The organism is Clostridium uliginosum (assembly GCF_900112485.1).
Lineage (GTDB): Bacteria > Bacillota > Clostridia > Clostridiales > Clostridiaceae > Clostridium > Clostridium uliginosum.
Map to the genome: position 1 here is coordinate 42300 of NZ_FOMG01000002.1, position 20088 is coordinate 62387.

Genomic DNA, 20088 nt, shown 5'->3' on the forward strand with positions numbered 1-20088 from the left:
GGGTTTAAGTTATGGAAGAGACACAAAACTTTGGTAAATTATTAAAACAGTTGCTTTCAGATAAAAAAATTTCTATGGGTAGACTAAGTATTGAAACAGGTATTAATAAATCAACAATATCTAGAATTGCAAATAACAAACAAAAACCAAATATAAATCATTTAAAAAAGATATCAAAAGCAATAAATATATCACTTGGAGAGCTATTAAAAGCAGCAGATATTGACATAAAAGAAAGTTGTACAGAAGAAACCAATACAGTTGATAAAATTATTGAAAATGATTATTTTAATACAGATGATGTATTAAAATTTTCAGATAAGTTAAAAAACAAAGAATTAGAAAATAATATTCAAAAGGAATTAAATAAGTATGGGCAATATGTACAAACAGAAGAAGGAAAAGATTTAATTCATAGAGATTTTAATAAGAAGATAGAAACTTTATCACAAACAGGGCAATTTATATCAACACTTAAAAATCTTTATGAAAGATTTTGCTCTATTAATATAACAAAAAAAGAATTTATTTTAATAGGAGCGGCTTTGCTTTATTTTATTCTACCAGTTGATCTCATACCTGATTTTATATTTCCCATTGGATTTATTGATGATATGATAGCAGTAAACTTGGTATTAAATATGCTTATACCAGTTAATAGTTCAATAAAAAACAGTCAGGATGATTAAAATTTGACCATATTAAATAAATTAGCTTTACTATAGCCTTTACCATAACTTGATGTCAGTTCTTTACTTAATCCTTTAAAATATTAAAGACCACGTTGAATATTACTTCAACGTGGTCTTTATAAACAATAATAGTGTAGACTTTTTTTAGCATGTTACTATTATAATTATTGATGTAATCTTTTTACATATTTTTAAAAATGAGTCTTAAATTATTTTTTTTCGCTCTGTTTAAATACACAATTACCAAGTTGAGGAGCTTTTTCATTCATTCTATTAGCCTCCAAAATTGCACAAATTTAATTTTCATATTACAAAATATTTTATATAGTGAACAATATATTTTATATATATAATTTGTTACAAATGTTAACATTTTTATCATATTTGAAAACTATTAAATAGAAATTTATGTATATCACTATAGAGTCTTTCTGTACTTTTTAAACTCAATAACTACCTCCGGATTATCCTTAATGAATTGTATAAAATCTTGAAAGCATTGTGTTGTTTGCTTACTTATCGTATGTTCAATTTTTTCAGTTTCTTCTAATACCTCTGCCTCTGAAACATCAAGTATTCTTAGAAAACTTTCTATAACATTATGACGATTAAGCAGTTTCTCTCCAATCACCTTTCCATACTCTTCAAGTACTAAAACCCCATATTTTTCATATTTTAAAAGCTTTAGTTCTGCTAACTTCTGTACCATTTTTGTAGCAGAAGGTGGTTGAACATTAAGTGCATCAGAAAGTTCGTGAATCCTTGTAAATCCTGCATTTAAAGATAATCTATATATCATTTCTAGGTAATCCTCCATAGAAGCAGTAAGCAAATTATCTTCTTTTTTCATATATTCATTAAAAGTATAGAAATTATTTTTAGTCATATTTTCACCTACTTTAAGCTATAGTTTGTTAAGTAAATTATATGCTTGAACAAATAAAAAAATTACTTTAGTGTATCATTTTTTTTAACTACTACATAGTTTATATTAAAAAATAAATTTAGTTTAGACTAACAAAATTAACTCTTAATAACTATTTTAAGTCTATCAAAAAGAATTAAGTAATAAGGATGATGTATTTTATGGAAAACGAAAAAAGTTTAGCAAATATTGATGTATCTGCTAAAAAAATTTTTACTTTGAAACGACTAACAAATAATGGCATGGAAATGTCAAATAAATTAAAACAATTACTAAAATTTTTAGGACCGGCATTTGTTGTTAGTGTAGCATATATTGATCCAGGAAATTTTGCTACTAATATCAGTGGAGGATCAGAATTCAACTATACACTCATTTGGGTTATTTTATGTAGTAACTTAATGGCTATATTCTTACAGACTATGTCTGCAAAATTAGGAATAGCCACAGGTCATAATCTCCCTGAAATGTGCGCTAAGGTATTCTCTAAGAAAGTAAACTGGATATTTTGGATTGTTGCTGAAATAGGTGCTATGGCAACAGATTTGGCAGAATTTCTCGGTGGAACATTGGGATTATATTTATTGTTTCATATACCTATGATATACGCAGGACTTCTTACAGGATTAATAACATTTATAATTTGCTACATGGAAAAGTATGGTCAGAAAACTATTGAAATCATAATATCAATACTTGTCGCCATAATCAGTATTGCATATACAATAGAATTATTTCTTGCTAAACCAGATTGGACTCAAGTAGGTATTCATACCATAATTCCAACGTTGCCTAATGGTCAAGCCGTATTAATTGCTGTAGGGATGCTTGGTGCAACAGTTATGCCTCATGTAATATATTTACATTCTCAGTTAGTTCAGCACAGAAGTACTGATTCGTCAGTTCAAGGCAAATTAATACATTTAAAAATGGAAAAGATAGATATAGCTATCGCTATGAATATTGCTTTTATTGTTAATGCTGCAATGGTTGTAGTATCCGCTGCAGTATTTTATAAAAATGGAATGGTAGTAAATTCAATAGAGCAGGCTCATAAATCACTACAACCTTTATTAGGTTCTTTATCAAGTGACTCCTTTGGAATAGCATTACTTGCATCAGGTCTATCATCCTCTGTTGTTGGAACCCTGGCTGGGCAAACAATTATGAAAGGTTTTGTTAATTTGAGCATACCTGTAAATGTTAGAAGACTTATAACCATGATGCCAGCATTGCTTATAATTGCAGTTGGAATAAATCCAATATATGCTCTTGTTTTAAGTCAGGTAGCACTTAGTTTTATCCTACCCTTCCCAATAATACAAATGTTAACTATAGCTAAACGTAAAGATTTAATGGGGATTTTAGCCAATAAGAGTTTTGTAAGGTTTTTAGGTGTTCTAATAACTACTGCGGTAATATTACTAAATGCATTGCTCTTATACCTAATATTTACAGGTAAAGCTTAATCTTATTTTATTTTAAGGAAATAGATCAATACTATATTATAATTAAATCTAAAAACCCTTCCCATATATAATTTTGGCTTTGTTTTAATATTAGAAGGGTTTTTATATTGTTAAATACACTAATTATCCTGTATTATTATATTTAATAGGAATATAAGCTTATCAAGTAGTTTAGCTTAATATAATAGTAGAGATTTTATTGAATGAAAAAGAATTTAAATGCCTTTGATACCAACATAGAATATATTAAAAAAAATGGGATAAAATAAATATATTATTTTATAATCAAAAATACATTTATTCTTAATTTACTTACTTATTTTAATCGATACTTTCCTACTATATAAACTATTTACATTTTATATATGGAGGTTTTTTTATGAATGATAAAATTAAAGTTGCACGATTATCTATATATTCTAATACAACTTTAATACTATTAAAATTGGTCGTAGGACTTATAAGTGGTTCTGTTAGTATTATTTCTGAAACAATTCATTCAACAATGGATTTACTAGCATCTGTTATAGCATTCTTGTCAGTTAAAATATCATCTAAACCAGCAGACGAAGAGCATCCTTACGGTCACGGTAAATATGAAAATGTCTCTGGTGTAATAGAGGCTTTACTTATTTTTGTAGCCGCTATATTTATAATAGTTGAAGGTATTAATAAACTTTTTCATCCTAAAGATATAGGATCTATAGGCCTTGGGTTTATTGTTATGTTTATATCAGCCTTTATAAATTATATAGTGTCTAAAAAATTATACAAAGTCGCTAAGGAACAAGATTCAATTGCTCTTGAAGCAGATGCTCTTCACCTTAAAACAGATGTTTATACTTCCTTAGGAGTTGGTGGAGGACTTTTACTAATTTGGATTACAGGTCTTAATTTTCTTGATCCTGTAGTTGCTATTCTTATAGCAATATTTATACTTAAAGAAGCCTATCATTTATTAATATCAGCTTTCAATCCTCTTTTAGATGTTAAATTATCTGAAGAAGAAATTAAAATTATTACTCAACAAATTAATAAACATAGTTCCGTTTTTTGCGATTATCATAATCTTAGAACAAGAAAATCTGGAATAATAAAATATATCGATTTACACCTAGTATTTCCTCAAAATATGTCTGTTAAGACTGCTCATGATTTATGTAATACAATTGAAACTGATGTAGAAAAGCTTCTAAAAAATACTGAAATATTGATACATCTTGAACCTTGTGAAAAAATCTGTAATGAATGTACCCTTACAGATAATAATATTAATTGTAAATAATATTTTTTTAATATTGGAATGAGCTGTTATTCACCATATTTTTTACTATATTTCACCTGTACTTTTATATTGGGATGTTTTTTACAAAACTGACTAATTACAAAACAACAGCTTGGACACGGTTCCAATTTACTATACAAAATAAGATTTCCTTGATTCTTCAATACTTTTGCTTCTATTTGTTTATGTATTTCTTCAAATATCTTTTTTTCACTATCGTTAACTCTGTCATATCCTATACCTAATTTACCCAATTTATTAACTTTACTACTTTTAAAAATTGCCTCTTCTAGTGGTGGTGCCGTGCAATAATTTGTTATATTATTACTGCCACTTATTGCTTTAAATTCCTTATTATCATATATTGCTACTGCTATATTTATAGAGTCCTGCAATGCTTTGCTTTGATCTATTTTAAATGTTGTTTTTTCTTTTTCATCAACTTTCATATATTTATTCATATTCTTTATTAAACGTTGCATTCTTGGTATGTTATTGCTTAAATGTTGATGATACTCTACAGTACCATTTTTCACTGGAATATATTCATAATTTATCTGCTTGGGTATTTCTATCGATATTGTTTTAGTTTTAGTTTTGGCATTATATTTTTCTTTTACACCTTCTTTTCTAATAAGAACCATTTTTTTTAATAGTTCAATATCCTTTGCATAAAGATAGTCCTTATCTAATTCTTTTTCTAAATCTTCTAATTTTGCTTTCTCTTCTTCACTTTTTATTCTAGATATATCACTTTTTATTTCTTCTATGGCATTTATGATATCTTCAACATTATCTTGAGAGCTCATCTCTCGTTCATATTCGATTCTATCTATATTTAGTTTTTTTATTTCATTTATTTTTTTACATAGTTTGTTATGTTCATTTTCAAATACTATCATTTTTTCTATATAGTCAATAAAATCCCTTATATCATTTGCTCTATAAGTAATCTTAGTATCCTTAATGCATATATAAAGCCTCTCTGTTATACTATTATCTACTTTAAAAGTCTTTGTAATTTTTTCTTTAAATTTTTCTTCATCAAGTTCATTTATCTTATATCCTTCTCTTTTTAATGCATCCTTAAACCCATTTAGATTATTAATTTTTATTCGTTCTTTTTTTCTCTTCTTTAACGGAATATTTCTTTGTATCATATTTACCTCTTATCTTTAGAGTCCATGTTGAAAAAAATTATAACTTAAACTCTGTAATAATTCTTCTGTTATACCATAAAGTTTAAAACTCATTAATATCACCGTTTTCTTTACGGTCTATTTATACTCCTATTATATCTAAGAACTCAAATAAGTTAAATATTTTTATATACATAAAAAAACTCTAACAAAATGTCCAACCTAAAATAAAAAACGCAACAAACTCAGGAAGGACAAAAATGTTAGAGAGCTAACTACCATTGATTCTGAAATAGCAAAGGAAAAATTAAAAATATTATAATAACGTAAAAAACCACGACAAATATCAATTGATATGCTCCCTTTATAGTAGACAGTTAAAATAATAAAACTGTTTATATAAAGGGGGTATTTTTCAGTTTATTCCAAAACATCACCTTTATTTTTCTTTTCATAGCTACTATACATTAACCATGCAACTACTGAGAATATTATTGGTCCAGCTACACTCCAGATTGTTGTTTGCATATCTCCTTCTATAGCTGGCTGTATTATACAAAATAAATTAGCGAATCCTACTGTTAAAACAACTATACAAGTCCACAAATTTGCAATTCCTTGGGTTTTGAACACTACGAAAGGTTTCTTGATTTCTGTTTTCTTCTTAAAATACGGGAATGCAAGAGTTATAAACACATATGGTAGTGTCATAGCTACGTTAGTCATGGAAACAAGTATATTGAAGAATGTAGCCATTGAGCTTCCTCCAAAAGCTACCAATGCTATCATTACACAAACTATAGTAGCTTGAATCCACATAGCATTGATAGGCAATCCATTTTTAGTTTCTCCAATTTTTCCAGGCCATAATTTAGTTGGTGTGCCTTCAATTATCTGCTTTAATGGTGAATACATAAGTGTAAAGAATGCACCGGACAGTGCTAGGAACATTGAAAGCCCAACGTATCTTGCAACACCCTTACCCAAAACTATAGCTGTGTTCTCGCTTGCTCCAAAAGCTGTACCAAGTGAATATCCTAGATTAGACATAACTATATAACTTGCATTTCCCAGATTAACCTCCTTAATACCCATTACAGTTTCCCAGTTAGTAAATATACCAATAAACAGTATTCCTAATGAATATCCTACTGAGATTATAGCCGCTGAAATAAGAATTCCTTTGGGGAAAATTTTTTCTGGATTTTCAGTTTGGTCAACTAATCCACCCACAGCCTCTATTCCTCCATAAGCGAATAGAGCATATACTACAAATGCTAACGAAGCAATTATGTCTCCAGTATATTTAGGATTTGGTGTTTGTGTAAATGACTTTAACCCTTCAATTGACTGAGCTAAATTTCCATGATTTCCTAAAAATACTGCTATAGCACCAATCCAAAGGAATATATTCAATAATAAAACTGCAGTTCCACCTAATGAAGTTACTTTCTTTATTTTATCTATCCCTTTGGTTGATGTATAAGTTACTACTATTATCCATATAATTCCAAAAACGCCCAAAACCTGTGGGCCTTGAAGGCCAAATAAAGACCAGCTTTGTGTTGTATCTTTTCCGAATATAGCATTTGATACTGGAATCCACATACCAGATGCAACGTTAACCATCCAAGTTACATAAGAAAAATACCACATGAATGTTCCTATGAATGCGAATCTTGGTCCAATGGATTTCTCCATCCATGAATAGATTCCACCTTTCTCCTCTTTGAAAGCAGAACCAAATTCAGCTACCATTAATGCAAACGGAACGAAGAAGGTTATTCCTGAAAAAATGTACCAAGGAATAGCAGCATAACCCATCTTGTAAAATGATCTTGGAATGTTGTTAAATCCATAAACAGATGTGAAAATCATTAATATCAACGGTACCAAGGTTAATTTTTTTGTTAACTTCGCGCTTGACTTCATTTTTTCCCTCCTTATTTTAAATTTGTTAAATCTTTTCTTTCATATTTTTATACTGTTGTTTTATTTCAATTACAACAACAGTACTTTTTCCATATTACATTATTTTTATGTATCAACTTTAACAGATGGATTGTATTCATATAATACATCTGGCTAAAAAAACAGTTGTTAGTTTCATTTGATCAGATATTTTTATATATAAAAATATCGTCAAGGCGACTGTGGAGCCGTCGATTTTTTTTACGCATCTGCCTCTTCGAACGTATGTGAGAAAAATCTGGCAGGCAAATATATTTTCTTTTTATTCTTTAGTTTTTATTTCTTAGGCATATTAAAGAAAATAACAAGTCAAAGATACGACGTATATTTTGTCTTAAGATAAGTTCAACTAAATTCAGGTTGAGTATAAAACTCCACCTGAAAAGTTTCACTTTATGTCATACAAGGAGATAAACTCATCTCATAGCAGGGCTATGGGATGAGTTTGCCGACGTGAGTAGAGAACCAAAATCTATGATTTTGTGTGAATCACTTACTCAGCGAATGTATACGAGTCGAGCTTCCTTATGACGCAAAATAGACTAGCATACTGACTTGTTATTTATTTTAATGTGCCTTAACCTTTAAACAAAAATATAATCTGCATTATCACAACTTCTTTAATAATATAATTTCCTAGAGAATAAAAAAACGCCCTTTTTAAGGGCGCCCTTGATATATCGTTTATTTATCACTATATTACAATAAAGCTATGATGTTATCTCACATAACTTCATAATTAAAAATTAATTATCATATAAAGCTATTGTAGAAAATTTTTATAATATTTATTTTTTACATTATCTAGTTGAAAACTTGTATAAAGTTTTATGTCTATATTTTTCACCACATTTTAATATTGATGATGGGAAATGTTTATATTTTAGTAAATTGGGTAAATATTGAGTTTCCAAGCATAATCCACTATACTTATTATATGTTGATCCATCTTTACAATTATGGCTTTCATATATATTATTTCCAGTATAGAATTGTACTCCTGGCTTTGTAGTATATACTTCCATTACCCTACCATTAGATGCTTCAAATACTTCCGCCGCTTTCTCTGGTTTTTGTCCACTTACATTTAGTATCCAATTATTATCATAACCCTTACCAAATTTTATCTGATCATATTCATCAAATATTCCTTGGTCTATTGGTGTAAGTTTTGTAAAATCCATAGAAGTTTCTTTTACACTTTTTATTTCACCAGTAGGAATACTATTTTTATTATTTACTGTAAATTTATCAGAATTAATCATAACCTGGTGCTTTAGTATGTCTCCAGCTCCATGACCTAATAAATTAAAATATGAATGATTCGTTAAATTTACTACTGTATCCTTATCTGATACTGCAAAATAATCAATTTCAAGCGTGTTATCCTCTGTTAATGTATATGTTACCTTTACATCTAGATTTCCAGGATACCCCTCATCACCATCTAAACTAAAATAACAAAGCTCTACAGCTTCACTTTCTCCATTTTGGGTTATCTCTGCATTCCAGATAACCTTATCGAAACCAACCATTCCTCCATGCAGCTGGTTATTACCTTCGTTTTTTGATAGTATATATTCAGTTCCATTAATTTTAAACTTTCCGTTTTCTATTCTATTTGCATGTCTTCCTATAATTGCTCCAAAAAATAATTTATTTTTAATATAATCTTCGATTTTATCATATCCTAATACAACATCCTCAAACTTGCCGTATCGATCTGGTACTACAATTGAGGATATTATACCTCCGTAATTTAGTATTTTTACAATCATGCCTTTACTGTTAGAAAGTGTAAAACTATAAACTTCTTGCCCATCCGGAGTCTTTCCATAAAGCTTCTTTTTTACTCCCATAATTTATCTCTCCTTATCGCTGATAGTGTAAAGTTGTTTACACTATATTTTTATATTTTTCTTTATATATCAAGGGTTCGAGCGTTTTTTTATATAAAAAAACAATGACCCCATAATTTCATGTTATTATTGAATCTATAACCAAACAAAATAAACACGAAAGGTTGTCATTGTTATGGATTCAATTATAACCTATTAAATTTAAAACGCTTTATTTTAAAATATTTCTACATAATATCGTTTTCATCAGCCCGTTAATAAATTACTTTTCCCCAAATAAATATACTTATATTTTTACAATCTACTGTGGAAATTTTATTAAAATATCTATTGACTTTTTACGCCTCCAATTCTTAATTCATGTGATTTTATATCTATGAGTTTAGTATAATTTTAATCCAAAACTTTTTCAAGTAGTTTTATAAAGTCATTTTAATAAAAAAAATTTTAAAAATTTCTTTCTTTATATGCACTTCAATATTTACATGAAAAATCTTTTATTAAAGTAAAAAATTATAAAAAACCCTTGAAAACGGTAACAAGATTTGCTATCATACTAAATATAAGGTTCATAATTTTTATAAAGTTAGTTTGTACGCTAAATTAACTTTATAAGGTGGTTTAGGATTATTAAGTAAACCATTACTGCATGGTTTTTAATCAAATTATTTATTTTGAAAGGAGATTATTTTTAATGAAAGTGAAAATCAGTAATTCTATAATTTATCTTTTTGGTGCTTTAGGTGGTCTTTTATTTGGTTATGATACTGGAATTATCTCTGGTGCTATTTTATTTATAAAGCAGGACTTAAAATTAAATTCTTTAACAGAAGGCATTGTTGTAAGTTCAATTTTAGTTGGTGCAATGATTGGTTCTGCTATTAGTGGTGCATTATCAGATAGTTATGGTCGCCGTAAAATAATCATGATATCAGCAATTATATTCTGTATTGGCGCTATTGGAACAGCTACAGCTTTCAGTATAGGTACACTAATTGTTTTTAGAATTGTTTTAGGAATCGCTGTAGGAGGAGCTTCCACTTTAGTTCCTATGTATCTATCTGAAATAGCCCCATCAGAAAGCAGAGGAGCTCTATCAGCACTTAATCAACTAATGATTACTATCGGCATTTTATTGGCATATATTGTGAATTATGCATATGCCAATACTGTTGGTGGCTGGCGTTGGATGCTTGGTTTTGCTTTTCTTCCAGCTTTTATTTTATTAATTGGAATGATCTTTTTACCAGAAAGTCCTATATGGTTATATAAGAAGGGAAAGGAATCAGAGGCTCGTATTATCCTTAGCCAGCTGCGTAAAAATAAAGATATTGAATGGGAAATAGATGAAATGAAGAAAGCAAATACTCAAGAACAAGGTACACTAAAAGATTTAGTTTCTACTTGGACAAGACCAGCATTAATAATAGGTATAGGATTAGCTTTCTTACAACAATTTATTGGCTGTAACACAGTTTTATATTATGCTCCAACGATAATTTCTGAAGCAGGCTTAGGAAAATCTGCTGCTATTTTAGGAACTATTGGTATTGGTACAGTATTTGTATTAGTTACAGTTATTTCTATTTGGTTAATAGATAAGCTTGGTAGAAAAAAATTATTGTTAATTGGTAACGTTGGAATGTCTCTTAGTCTATTAATGCTCTGGGCTATGAATAGTTTCTTAAAGAGTAGTTCATCTTATTCTGCTTATGCTACAATCTTATTCTTAGCAAGTTATATACTATTTTTTGGTGCCACTTGGGGACCTGTTGTATGGGTAATGTTAGGTGAAATATTCCCATTTAGTGTAAGAGGTATTGGTATTGGTATCAGTGCTGTTATTAACTGGTTATCTAACCTATTAGTATCATTAACCTTCCCTATGTTGCTTGAAAAATTCGGTTCTTCCCTATTCCTTTTTTATGCACTAATGGGCGTAATTGCATATATATTTGTCCACCAAAAAGTTATAGAAACAAAAGAAAAATCTCTTGAAGAAATAGAATTTGATTTAAGAGAAAGATTTGAAAAATCTATAAAAAGTGTAGAACTAAACTAATTTTTTCTTATATTAGTTTACCGTAAAAACAAAGACTTTTTTCTAACTTTTTTACTACATTCAGTTTATAACTTCAAATTCTTATATTATGCTTATCATTTCATTTACATATAATAGTATTATTTATATAATTTTAATAAATAAATTAAAATATATATTTATTATGCTATGTTTTAAGTGAATGTTGATATTGTCGTATAAGGGCGAAATGGCATTGGAATTTGCTTTTTAGAACTCTTAATGAAGATTTGTACAATTAATTGCTTGTCAGCAATCTTTGATTGGGAGCATGCATTACTAAGCTTTATTTTTAGAGTTCTTAAAGTAAATTCCTCTGTCCATGAGCTTTATACCACAATATCAACACTATTTTAAAACATAGCCATTTATTAAAATTATAGTGTATAATATTATATTATATTGACTAAGGAGTAATTTGGATTTATGAAACCGATTAATAAATATTTAATTAGAAAAAAAAATGAAAATTCTGTATTATCAATGATAATAAAAAAGGGGTTAGTTTCTAGGGCTGATATAGCTAAAGAATTAGATTTAAACAAAGCTACAATATCAGCCATCGTACAAACTTTATTAGAACGAAGACTTGTATGTGAGGAGGGTATAGGCGATAGTAATGGTGGTAGAAAACCAATTATGTTAAAATTTTGTGAAACTGCAGGATTTTCTATTGGTATAGACATAAGAGTAGATTATATTTCATCAGTATTAACTTGCTTAGATGGAACAATAATATCTAAATATAACATAGATGTAGATCATATAACTAAAAAGAATATTTTATACTACATAAATAAAACTATTCAATATTTTCATTCTTCTATGCCTACCACTCATTATGGTATTGTAGGTTTAGGCCTAGGAATTCATGGTACTGTAGAAGATAATAATATTAAATTTACTCCTTATTACGATCTCGAGAAATTTCCATTAGCTAATAAGCTAATAAAAGAAATTAATATACCAGTTTATATTGAAAATGAGGCTAACCTATCTGCTATTGCTGAAAAAAATGCAGGTATTGATGAAAATAATATTATTTGTATTAATGTTCATTCTGGGGTAGGTGCCGGACTTATTTTGAATGATAATTTATTTCATGGTTTCAATGGTTCTAGTGGTGAAATAGGCCATACTATAGTGCTAAATGGCGGAAAACCTTGCCCTTGTGGTAACCAAGGCTGCTTAGAACAATATGTTTCTGAATTAGCCATTTTAAACTTATATAAACAAAAAAAAGATCTTCAAAATTTGGATTTTAATCAATTTAAAAATGATATTTTAATCGGAGAAAAAGTTGCTATAGAAATACTTGATGAGTTTATCATTTATATTTCTATAGCAATAAATAATTTAAATAATACATTCAATCCAGAAAAAATTATTATTAACAGCAGATTTACTAATGAGATAGATGGCACTATAGAAAAAATAAAAAATCATCTTCATTCTACAATAAATAATAAGGTTATAATTACAAGTTCTAATTTAAAAGGTAATTCTACCGCAATTGGTGCAAGCTTATTATCAAGCGAGCAATTTTTATTTAATGGCTTAATCTCATAAATCGAACACTCATCTCTTTAATAATATATAAATGTGGATAATGTACGGAAATAAGAAAATCAAAAAAAGAAATTATGCTGAAATTTATGAACAGGAACGTTTTAGCAGAAATAATAAAACCGTTTTTATCCAATGGATTTAAGTAATAAAAATAAATAAGGTTTCTTAAATACCCTAAAACTAGACGCATTTAAGAAACCACCAAATTCAAAAAAATACAATATAATCTTTTATATCTTCAGTACCTATTTCTTTATTTTTATTCATACAATATTTTAAAAATACAGCATACCTTACTAATAAATCCTCTTCTCCATGACTTTTTAATATCTGACATAATCCTTGCTTATCCAAGAACAGACATGTTTCACGAGTTTCCTTATTTATAAAATACTCTGTTTTATTTCCGCATTTTTTTATTTTTATATTATTTACAATATGATCAAACTTATCATTTTCTTTTTTCAGTTGATACATATTCTTGGATTGATCTTAAGTTTTCACTTAAAGAATACATTCCTTTTCTTGATATTAAAATATATTGATACGTTAGTTGCCGGTATTTCCAGTTGTTCCAGCTGTTGATGGTTTTGAAGGTACATTTTTAGTTGCTTCATCTGTTGATGGCTTTGCATCTGCATTTTTAGCTGTTCCATTTGACGATTTTATATCTGTACTTTCATTTGTTTTATTTGTTGATGATTTTTCAGCCGGTTTATCTGCTGCTGGCTTTGTATTTGCATTTTCAGTTTCTTTATCTGTTTGTGTTTTTTCATCTAAGTTTTGGTTTGTCCCATCTGTTGATTGGTTTGAAGGTACATTTTTAGTTGCTTCATCTGTTGATTGGTTTGAAGTTGAATTTTTAGTTTTCCCATATGTTGGTGCTTTTTTATCCTTATTTTTATCTTGTGCCCCTGCTGATTTTGTCACATCACTAGACTGATCTTGAACATCAGTCTTTGTATCAGAAGTTGGGGTATGAGCAGATACTTTTTGAAAATAAAATCTTCCTAAAATTCCACTGCTTATAATTAAAGCAATAGCTATAGCTCCTATCGCTAACTTTTTATTCTTATTTCTATTAAACATTTTTCTATCAGATTTATTTATCATTTTTGTATCATCTGATGAAGTATTAATAATAGTTGTGAGATCTTCTTTTCTATTAGCTCTTATTTTTTTATTATCTTTCATATCCTTTGAAAATAACTTAGTTATATTTTTAGGCACATTAAATACTGAAGCTAGAACTCCTGTTGCTTGTTCAGAGTCTACCTCTTTAAAATTTTCAGGTGATCTAATTGTAACAATAGGTTTATTATACTCTCCATCTTCATAGTCTATATATAATGTAACTTTAAATTCATCATCCTTACTTAAAAAAGGTATGTAAACATCTAAAATATTATCTTTAATAGAAGAATCAAATTTTAAACCTTTTGTTATTTCAGCATCTCCAAAATTTAAATTCTTTTTATAATCTTGTATATTTAGTGTTATATCATGGATTGTTTTATTAGACAGGTTTCTAACAGTAAGAATATATGCATAAACATTTCTATTCTTTATTACTAGAGATATGCTATCTCCTATATTACACAATATCTTAGTTGCTAAATTTTTATAATGTTCTAACAATAACCCAGATATAAATGATATTATTATAGTTATAATTGCAGTTTTAATAATACTTATCATGTCAATTTTCGCTTCCTTGTTTTTTCAATTATGTAATTAAATTATAAGGTAGATAAATATTTGTGTCAATCTTATATAATTTTCAAAGGGAGAGAAATTCTATAAATAATCAAGCTATTTTTTCATATCAGCTCAACAGATTCTAAAATATAAAAAGGAATACTCAAAGCTTCATATTGCTTTAAGTATTCCTTTCATTTATTAACTTTGCACTTAATAACTACTTTTATTTGCTATTCAAAAGGATTTTCTGTTTTATAAAGTATTCCCTTTGGTTGATTAAATCCTAATTCTTTAACGCCTAAATATCTAAATAAGTTGTAAATTGCTTTTCCATAATGTCCAAATGCAACTGCTCCATGGTGAGGATATCTCTTTTCTATTAATACATGACGATAAAATCTTCCCATTTCAGGTATTGCAAATACTCCAATAGCTCCAAATGAACGAGTAGCAACAGGTAATACTTCCCCTTCTGCCACATATGCTGTTAATTCTGCATCTGCATTGCTTTGTAATCTAAAGAATGTAATATCTCCTGGAACAATATCTCCTTCAAGAGTACCTCTAGTAATGTTTGGTTCTTGATTTGGTTCTAATGCTCTTGCCATAATCATTTGATTTTTCATAGTACAAGATGATAATTTACAAGCTGCTGTATTACCACAATGGAATCCCATAAATGTATCTTTTAATGTATAATCAAATTTTCCTTTTATTTCTGATTCATACATATCAGCTGGTACTGAATTATTAATATCAAGTAAAGTAACAACATCTTTGCTGATGCAAGTTCCAATATACTCACTTAATGCACCATAAATATCAACTTCACATGATACTGGAATTCCCATTGCTGTTAGACGACTATTTACATAACAAGGTACAAATCCAAATTGTGTTTGGAATGATGGCCAACATTTATTTGCAAATACAACATATTCTCTTGAACCCTTATGTTCTTCCATCCAATCTAATAATGTAATTTCGTATTGTGCAAGTTTTGGTAAAATACCAGGCATTTTATTTCCTTCTCCTAATTCTTTTTCCATGCTAGCTATTACGTTTGGAATTCTTGAGTCATTTTTATGAGCATTGAATGCAGCATATAAATCAAGTTCTGAGTTTTCTTCTATTTCAACACCTAAGTTATATAATTGTTTAATAGGTGCATTGCAAGCTAAGAAGTCTTGTGGACGAGGTCCAAATGAGATAATTTTTAAGTTCTTTAATCCAAGCAATGCAGTAGCAACTGGTACAAATTCAGAAATCATATCTGCAACTTCTGTTGCTGTTCCAACGGGATATTCAGGGATATATGCTTTTATATTACGAAGTGCTAAATTATAGCTTGCATTAAGCATTCCACAATATGCATCTCCACGACCATTAATTAAATTATCTCCAGTTTCTTCAGCAGCTGCAACAAACATTACAGGACCATCAAACTTTTTAGCAAGTAAAGTTTCAGCAGTTTCAGGTCCAAAATTCCCAAGGTATACTACTAATGCATTTACACCAGCTTCTTTAACTTCTGCTAATGCTTTTTCTATATGTTTTTCATTTTCAACAGCTGTTTGACATTCATAAATGTCTCCATTAGATTTTTTGTAAGCTTCTACTACAGACTTTCTACGATTAACTGATAACTCCATTGGGAAGCAATCTCTACTTACTGCAACAATTCCTAATTTTATTTCTGGTATATTATTCATTGCTAATTCCTCCATTTATTATAATATTTTTTACATACTTTTTATTAATTTATATATTTTTATAAATAACTTTTATTTTATTGATATATTTTCTCCAATTAATCCTATAAATGATCCTTGTTCAGCCAAATCAGTATCTTTATGTCCAATTAACCATTTATTTTTAGCAAATAGTAATGCATCTTCACCCACTTTTTCAATGTTATTTTCTAAAGGTAAATTAGTATCTCTTGGCAATACAACAACACACTTAAATCCATCTTCATTTGCATTGCAAGGTGCATAGTGTAGCGTAGTTGCATATACTTCTATTGTGCTACCAGCTGGAACCATAAAGGCTTCTATTTTTGAAGTATCATATGAGTAATCGTCTTCAATATCTTGCTGACAACCTATAAGTAAAATAAGATCTGTTACAGCTATATTTATTTCAGATGAACGGTGATATTCAACTGCATTTAACAAATAATTATTACCATTGCAATATCCTATTTGAATTGGTAATTCACCAAATTCTCTTTTTCTTAAATCTTCAGCAATTTTTAAATCTTCAAGTTCTTTTATAGATGGTTCATATATTACATCACTTGGTAATGGTGTGCTTTCCATCTTTTTAATTATCTCAGAGCAATCATAATTTTTTAATACTTGTCCATATTTTTTAAACTCTCTATCAGTAACATTTTTAATAAACATATTAATCATCCTTTCTAAATCAACACCTACATACTTATAACTCTTACATCTATTCCTTTAGCTGCTAATTTATCAGCAGATTTGTATTTTAATCATCAAAAACTTAAATAATATATTTTTAAAATTCATTTAATAAGTTTTTAAATAAATGGAGTAGTAAAATTTACTACTCTATTATTTAATTTCTAAAAATTCTTCTATCGGCATCATAGCTGCACCTAACAAATAAGATTCTTTAAAACTTGCAATACTAATATTACAGCTATTCTCATCTGTAAATAAATTATCCTTATAAATATTCTTTTTCAAAATATCTATCTTATCATTTAACAGATTATTTATGTCTCCACCTATGACTATGCTATTAGGATCTAGTATCATAATTAAATTTGATATTCCTAAGGATAATACCTTTAAATACTCATTCAATATCTTTTGAGCTACTTTATCATTTTGATTATATTTTTCTTCAAATTCACCTATATCTGTGATATTTGAATTAGTATCCTCATTATAACTATCAATTAAAGAATTCATAGAAGTATATGCTTCTAAGCATCCTTTAGCTCCACACTTACACTGTTTTCCATCCATCGCTATTTTAATATGGCCTAATTCACCTGATGAATTATTGTCACCTCTATATATTCTACCATTTATTATTATTCCTAGGCCTAACCCATCTGTTATTGAAACATATAATAAATTTTCTAATTTATCTTTTCTATTTAAAAATTCATAATAAGCTGATAAATTAGCTTCATTATCTACATATATTGGTATATTTAAATATTCAAACTTTTCTTTTAAATTAAACTCTTTAACTCCAAGAAAATATGAATATTTTATTATACCTTCTTTAAAATCTACAGTTCCAGGCAATGAAATCCCAATCCCTAATAATTTTTCAGAACTTATATTATATTTTTGCATAAGTATATCTATATTTTTAATGAGAAGACCTATTATATTTTCTATCCCATCCTTTTTATGTCTAATCCTTATATTTTCAATAATATTTTTCTTTAAATTAACTAGTGATATTTTTAAGTGATTTGATGTTAATGCTACTCCAATTGAATATTTACAGCTTTCATTTAGTTTAATTGCAATTGCTTTTCTTCCACCAGTAGATTCTAAAGATCTTACATCTTCTACAATACCTTCATTTTTTAGTTCAGTAATATTCGTAGAAACTGTTGTTATACTTATATCTAATTTTCTAGAAATATCTAATTTGGTAATTTCACTTTTTTCCAGTAATAATGCTATTATTTTTTTTCTATTAGTTTCTTTTATTTTACTATGGTTTATCTCTATCAAATTTAAAAATACCCCTCTCGCCTGCTATTATAGACAATAATAGTTTTTCTTAAATAATATCACTATTATAAGTTTTGTTAAAGTCTACCTAAATTCAACTAATTAGAAATACAAACAATTAAGTATGATTAGCATTTATTTTTATTTACCTAAATATTTTTTATTTTAGGATAAGCTGAGTTATATACATTATATACTTTTGAATATACTTCTTTTAAATCAGCGTTTGGATATAACATTGAATTTCCTTTTATGATTTTACTACAAGCATCCTCTACTGAATCATATATTCCTGCTCCAACGCCTGCAAGTATCGCTACACCAAGTGCTGGTCCTTCTGATGCTTTAACAGTAGTTAATGCATATTGGAAAACATCAGCTAATATTTGTCTCCAAACACTACTTTCTGCACCACCCCCACTTACTCTTATTTCACCAATACTTACATTCATATCTTCAATAATATCAAGACAGTTCTTTAAGCTAAAGCTAACTCCTTCTAATATACTACGTACAAAATCATCATGATTATTTATAAGTGATACTCCTAAGAATGCACCCTTTACATTTGGATCTATATGTGGAGTTCTTTCTCCCATAAGATATGGCAAATAAACTATTCCATTAGAACCTGGTCTTGATTTTGCTGCTTTTTTTGTTAGTAAATCGTATACATCAACTCCCAACTTTTCACTGTTTTCAACATCTTTAGCACAGAATGTTCTTTTAAACCAATTCAATGATAAACCTGCCCCTTGTGTAACACCCATTATATGCCACTTATTAGGTACTGCATGACATAAGGTATGAACTCTTCCCTCTTTATCAAATCTTGGTGTATCTGTTGCTGCAAATACTACTCCTGATGATCCTATTACAGTTGATATTATTCCTTCACTTACTATTCCATTTCCTATAGCTCCAGCTGCTTGATCTCCTGCGCCTCCAACTACTGGTGTATTTACTTCTAGCTTTGTAAGCTTAGCAGCTTCTTCTGTAACATGTCCACTAACAACAACTGATTCATAAACATCTGATAATATGTTCTTATCTATATTTAAATCCTTAAGTAATTCTTCACTCCAATTTCTAGTATTTATATCTAGCATTTGCATTCCGCTAGCATCTGAAACTTCTGTTGCAAATATATTAGTTAGTTTAAATCTTATATAATCTTTTGGAAGAAGTACTTTATATATCTTTTTATAATTATCAGGTTCATTATTTCTAACCCATAATAACTTTGAAAGTGTAAATCCAGTTAATGCAGGATTTCCTGTTATTTTTATTAATCTTTCTTTTCCTATAACTTTTGTCATGTAATCACATTCTTTTTCTGTTCTTTGATCACACCAAATTATAGAATTTCTAATCACTTTGCATTCTTTATCTAATAAAACAAGTCCATGCATTTGACCACTTAATCCAATACCTTTAATATCTGAAGCTTGTACATTGCTTTTTTCTATAACATCTTTTATCCCGTTAACACATGCTTGCCACCAGTCCTCTGGATTTTGTTCTGCCCATCCTACTTGTGGTTGAAATAAATCATATGCATATGTTGCAGTTTTTATTGTGTTTCCTTCTTCATCAAATAATGCTGTTTTAGTTCCTGATGTTCCAATATCCAAACCTAATAAATATCTCATAATTAAACCTCCCAT

Annotated in this window: 15 protein-coding genes; 5 read left to right on the forward strand and 10 right to left on the reverse strand. The window is 28.3% G+C overall.

Annotated features, from left to right (window positions below; translation table 11 throughout):
- The first annotated feature begins 11 nt into the window (after positions 1–11).
- The gene (locus BM027_RS01735) at positions 12–689 is read left to right on the forward strand and encodes a helix-turn-helix domain-containing protein (RefSeq protein ID WP_090088237.1); all 678 of its coding nucleotides are present in this window, start codon (positions 12–14) and stop codon (positions 687–689) included.
- 421 nt (positions 690–1110) lie between these two features.
- Here BM027_RS01735 and mntR read toward each other — a convergent pair whose 3' ends face one another.
- A complete protein-coding gene (gene mntR, locus BM027_RS01740; RefSeq protein WP_090088239.1) occupies positions 1111–1578 on the reverse strand; it encodes a transcriptional regulator MntR in 468 nt (155 codons plus the stop codon).
- Between the two features lie 200 nt (positions 1579–1778).
- Between mntR and BM027_RS01745 the strand changes: the two genes are divergently transcribed.
- Both BM027_RS01745 and BM027_RS01750 read left to right on the forward strand, forming a co-directional pair.
- Positions 1779–3086 carry an Nramp family divalent metal transporter gene (locus BM027_RS01745; RefSeq protein WP_090088241.1) on the forward strand — a complete coding sequence of 436 codons (1308 nt, stop codon included), beginning with the start codon at positions 1779–1781 and terminating at the stop codon, positions 3084–3086.
- A 379-nt stretch (positions 3087–3465) separates the two neighbouring features.
- Positions 3466–4371 carry a cation diffusion facilitator family transporter gene (locus tag BM027_RS01750; RefSeq protein ID WP_090088242.1) on the forward strand — a complete coding sequence of 302 codons (906 nt, stop codon included), beginning with the start codon at positions 3466–3468 and terminating at the stop codon, positions 4369–4371.
- Between the two features lie 26 nt (positions 4372–4397).
- On the opposite strand, the gene BM027_RS01755 is transcribed toward BM027_RS01750, so the two are convergent.
- From BM027_RS01755 to BM027_RS01765, 3 genes are all read right to left on the reverse strand, one after another.
- Complete coding sequence (locus BM027_RS01755) at positions 4398–5531, reverse strand: deaminase domain-containing protein (protein ID WP_090088244.1); 1134 nt, start codon at positions 5529–5531, stop codon at positions 4398–4400.
- Positions 5532–5930: 399 nt separating this feature from the next.
- Positions 5931–7442, reverse strand: coding sequence for a glutamate/gamma-aminobutyrate family transporter YjeM (gene yjeM, locus BM027_RS01760; protein WP_090088247.1), 1512 nt, complete (start codon positions 7440–7442; stop codon positions 5931–5933).
- Positions 7443–8281: 839 nt separating this feature from the next.
- Positions 8282–9340 carry an aldose epimerase family protein gene (locus tag BM027_RS01765; RefSeq protein ID WP_090088249.1) on the reverse strand — a complete coding sequence of 353 codons (1059 nt, stop codon included), beginning with the start codon at positions 9338–9340 and terminating at the stop codon, positions 8282–8284.
- 694 nt (positions 9341–10034) lie between these two features.
- On the opposite strand from BM027_RS01765, the gene BM027_RS01770 reads away from it, so the two are divergent.
- Complete coding sequence (locus BM027_RS01770; protein ID WP_090088251.1) at positions 10035–11402, forward strand: sugar porter family MFS transporter; 1368 nt, start codon at positions 10035–10037, stop codon at positions 11400–11402.
- A 444-nt stretch (positions 11403–11846) separates the two neighbouring features.
- On the forward strand, positions 11847–12989 hold the full coding sequence (locus BM027_RS01775; RefSeq protein ID WP_090088253.1) for an ROK family transcriptional regulator: 1143 nt from the start codon (positions 11847–11849) through the stop codon (positions 12987–12989).
- A 207-nt stretch (positions 12990–13196) separates the two neighbouring features.
- Here BM027_RS01775 and BM027_RS01780 read toward each other — a convergent pair whose 3' ends face one another.
- The 6 genes from BM027_RS01780 to xylB form a co-directional block, all read right to left on the reverse strand.
- Positions 13197–13466 carry a hypothetical protein gene (locus BM027_RS01780; RefSeq protein ID WP_090088255.1) on the reverse strand — a complete coding sequence of 90 codons (270 nt, stop codon included), beginning with the start codon at positions 13464–13466 and terminating at the stop codon, positions 13197–13199.
- Positions 13467–13538: 72 nt separating this feature from the next.
- Positions 13539–14687 (reverse strand): hypothetical protein, encoded by a 1149-nt coding sequence (locus BM027_RS01785; RefSeq protein ID WP_090088256.1) that lies wholly within the window; start codon positions 14685–14687, stop codon positions 13539–13541.
- Positions 14688–14920: 233 nt separating this feature from the next.
- A complete protein-coding gene (locus BM027_RS01790) occupies positions 14921–16402 on the reverse strand; it encodes an L-fucose/L-arabinose isomerase family protein (protein ID WP_090088257.1) in 1482 nt (493 codons plus the stop codon).
- 72 nt (positions 16403–16474) lie between these two features.
- Positions 16475–17098: a DUF4867 family protein gene (locus BM027_RS01795; protein ID WP_090088259.1), complete on the reverse strand. Its 624-nt coding sequence runs from the start codon at positions 17096–17098 to the stop codon at positions 16475–16477.
- A 174-nt stretch (positions 17099–17272) separates the two neighbouring features.
- Positions 17273–18421, reverse strand: coding sequence for an ROK family transcriptional regulator (locus BM027_RS01800; protein ID WP_090088260.1), 1149 nt, complete (start codon positions 18419–18421; stop codon positions 17273–17275).
- A 149-nt stretch (positions 18422–18570) separates the two neighbouring features.
- Positions 18571–20073 carry a xylulokinase gene (gene xylB, locus BM027_RS01805; protein WP_090088261.1) on the reverse strand — a complete coding sequence of 501 codons (1503 nt, stop codon included), beginning with the start codon at positions 20071–20073 and terminating at the stop codon, positions 18571–18573.
- Between the last annotated feature and the right edge of the window lie 15 nt (positions 20074–20088).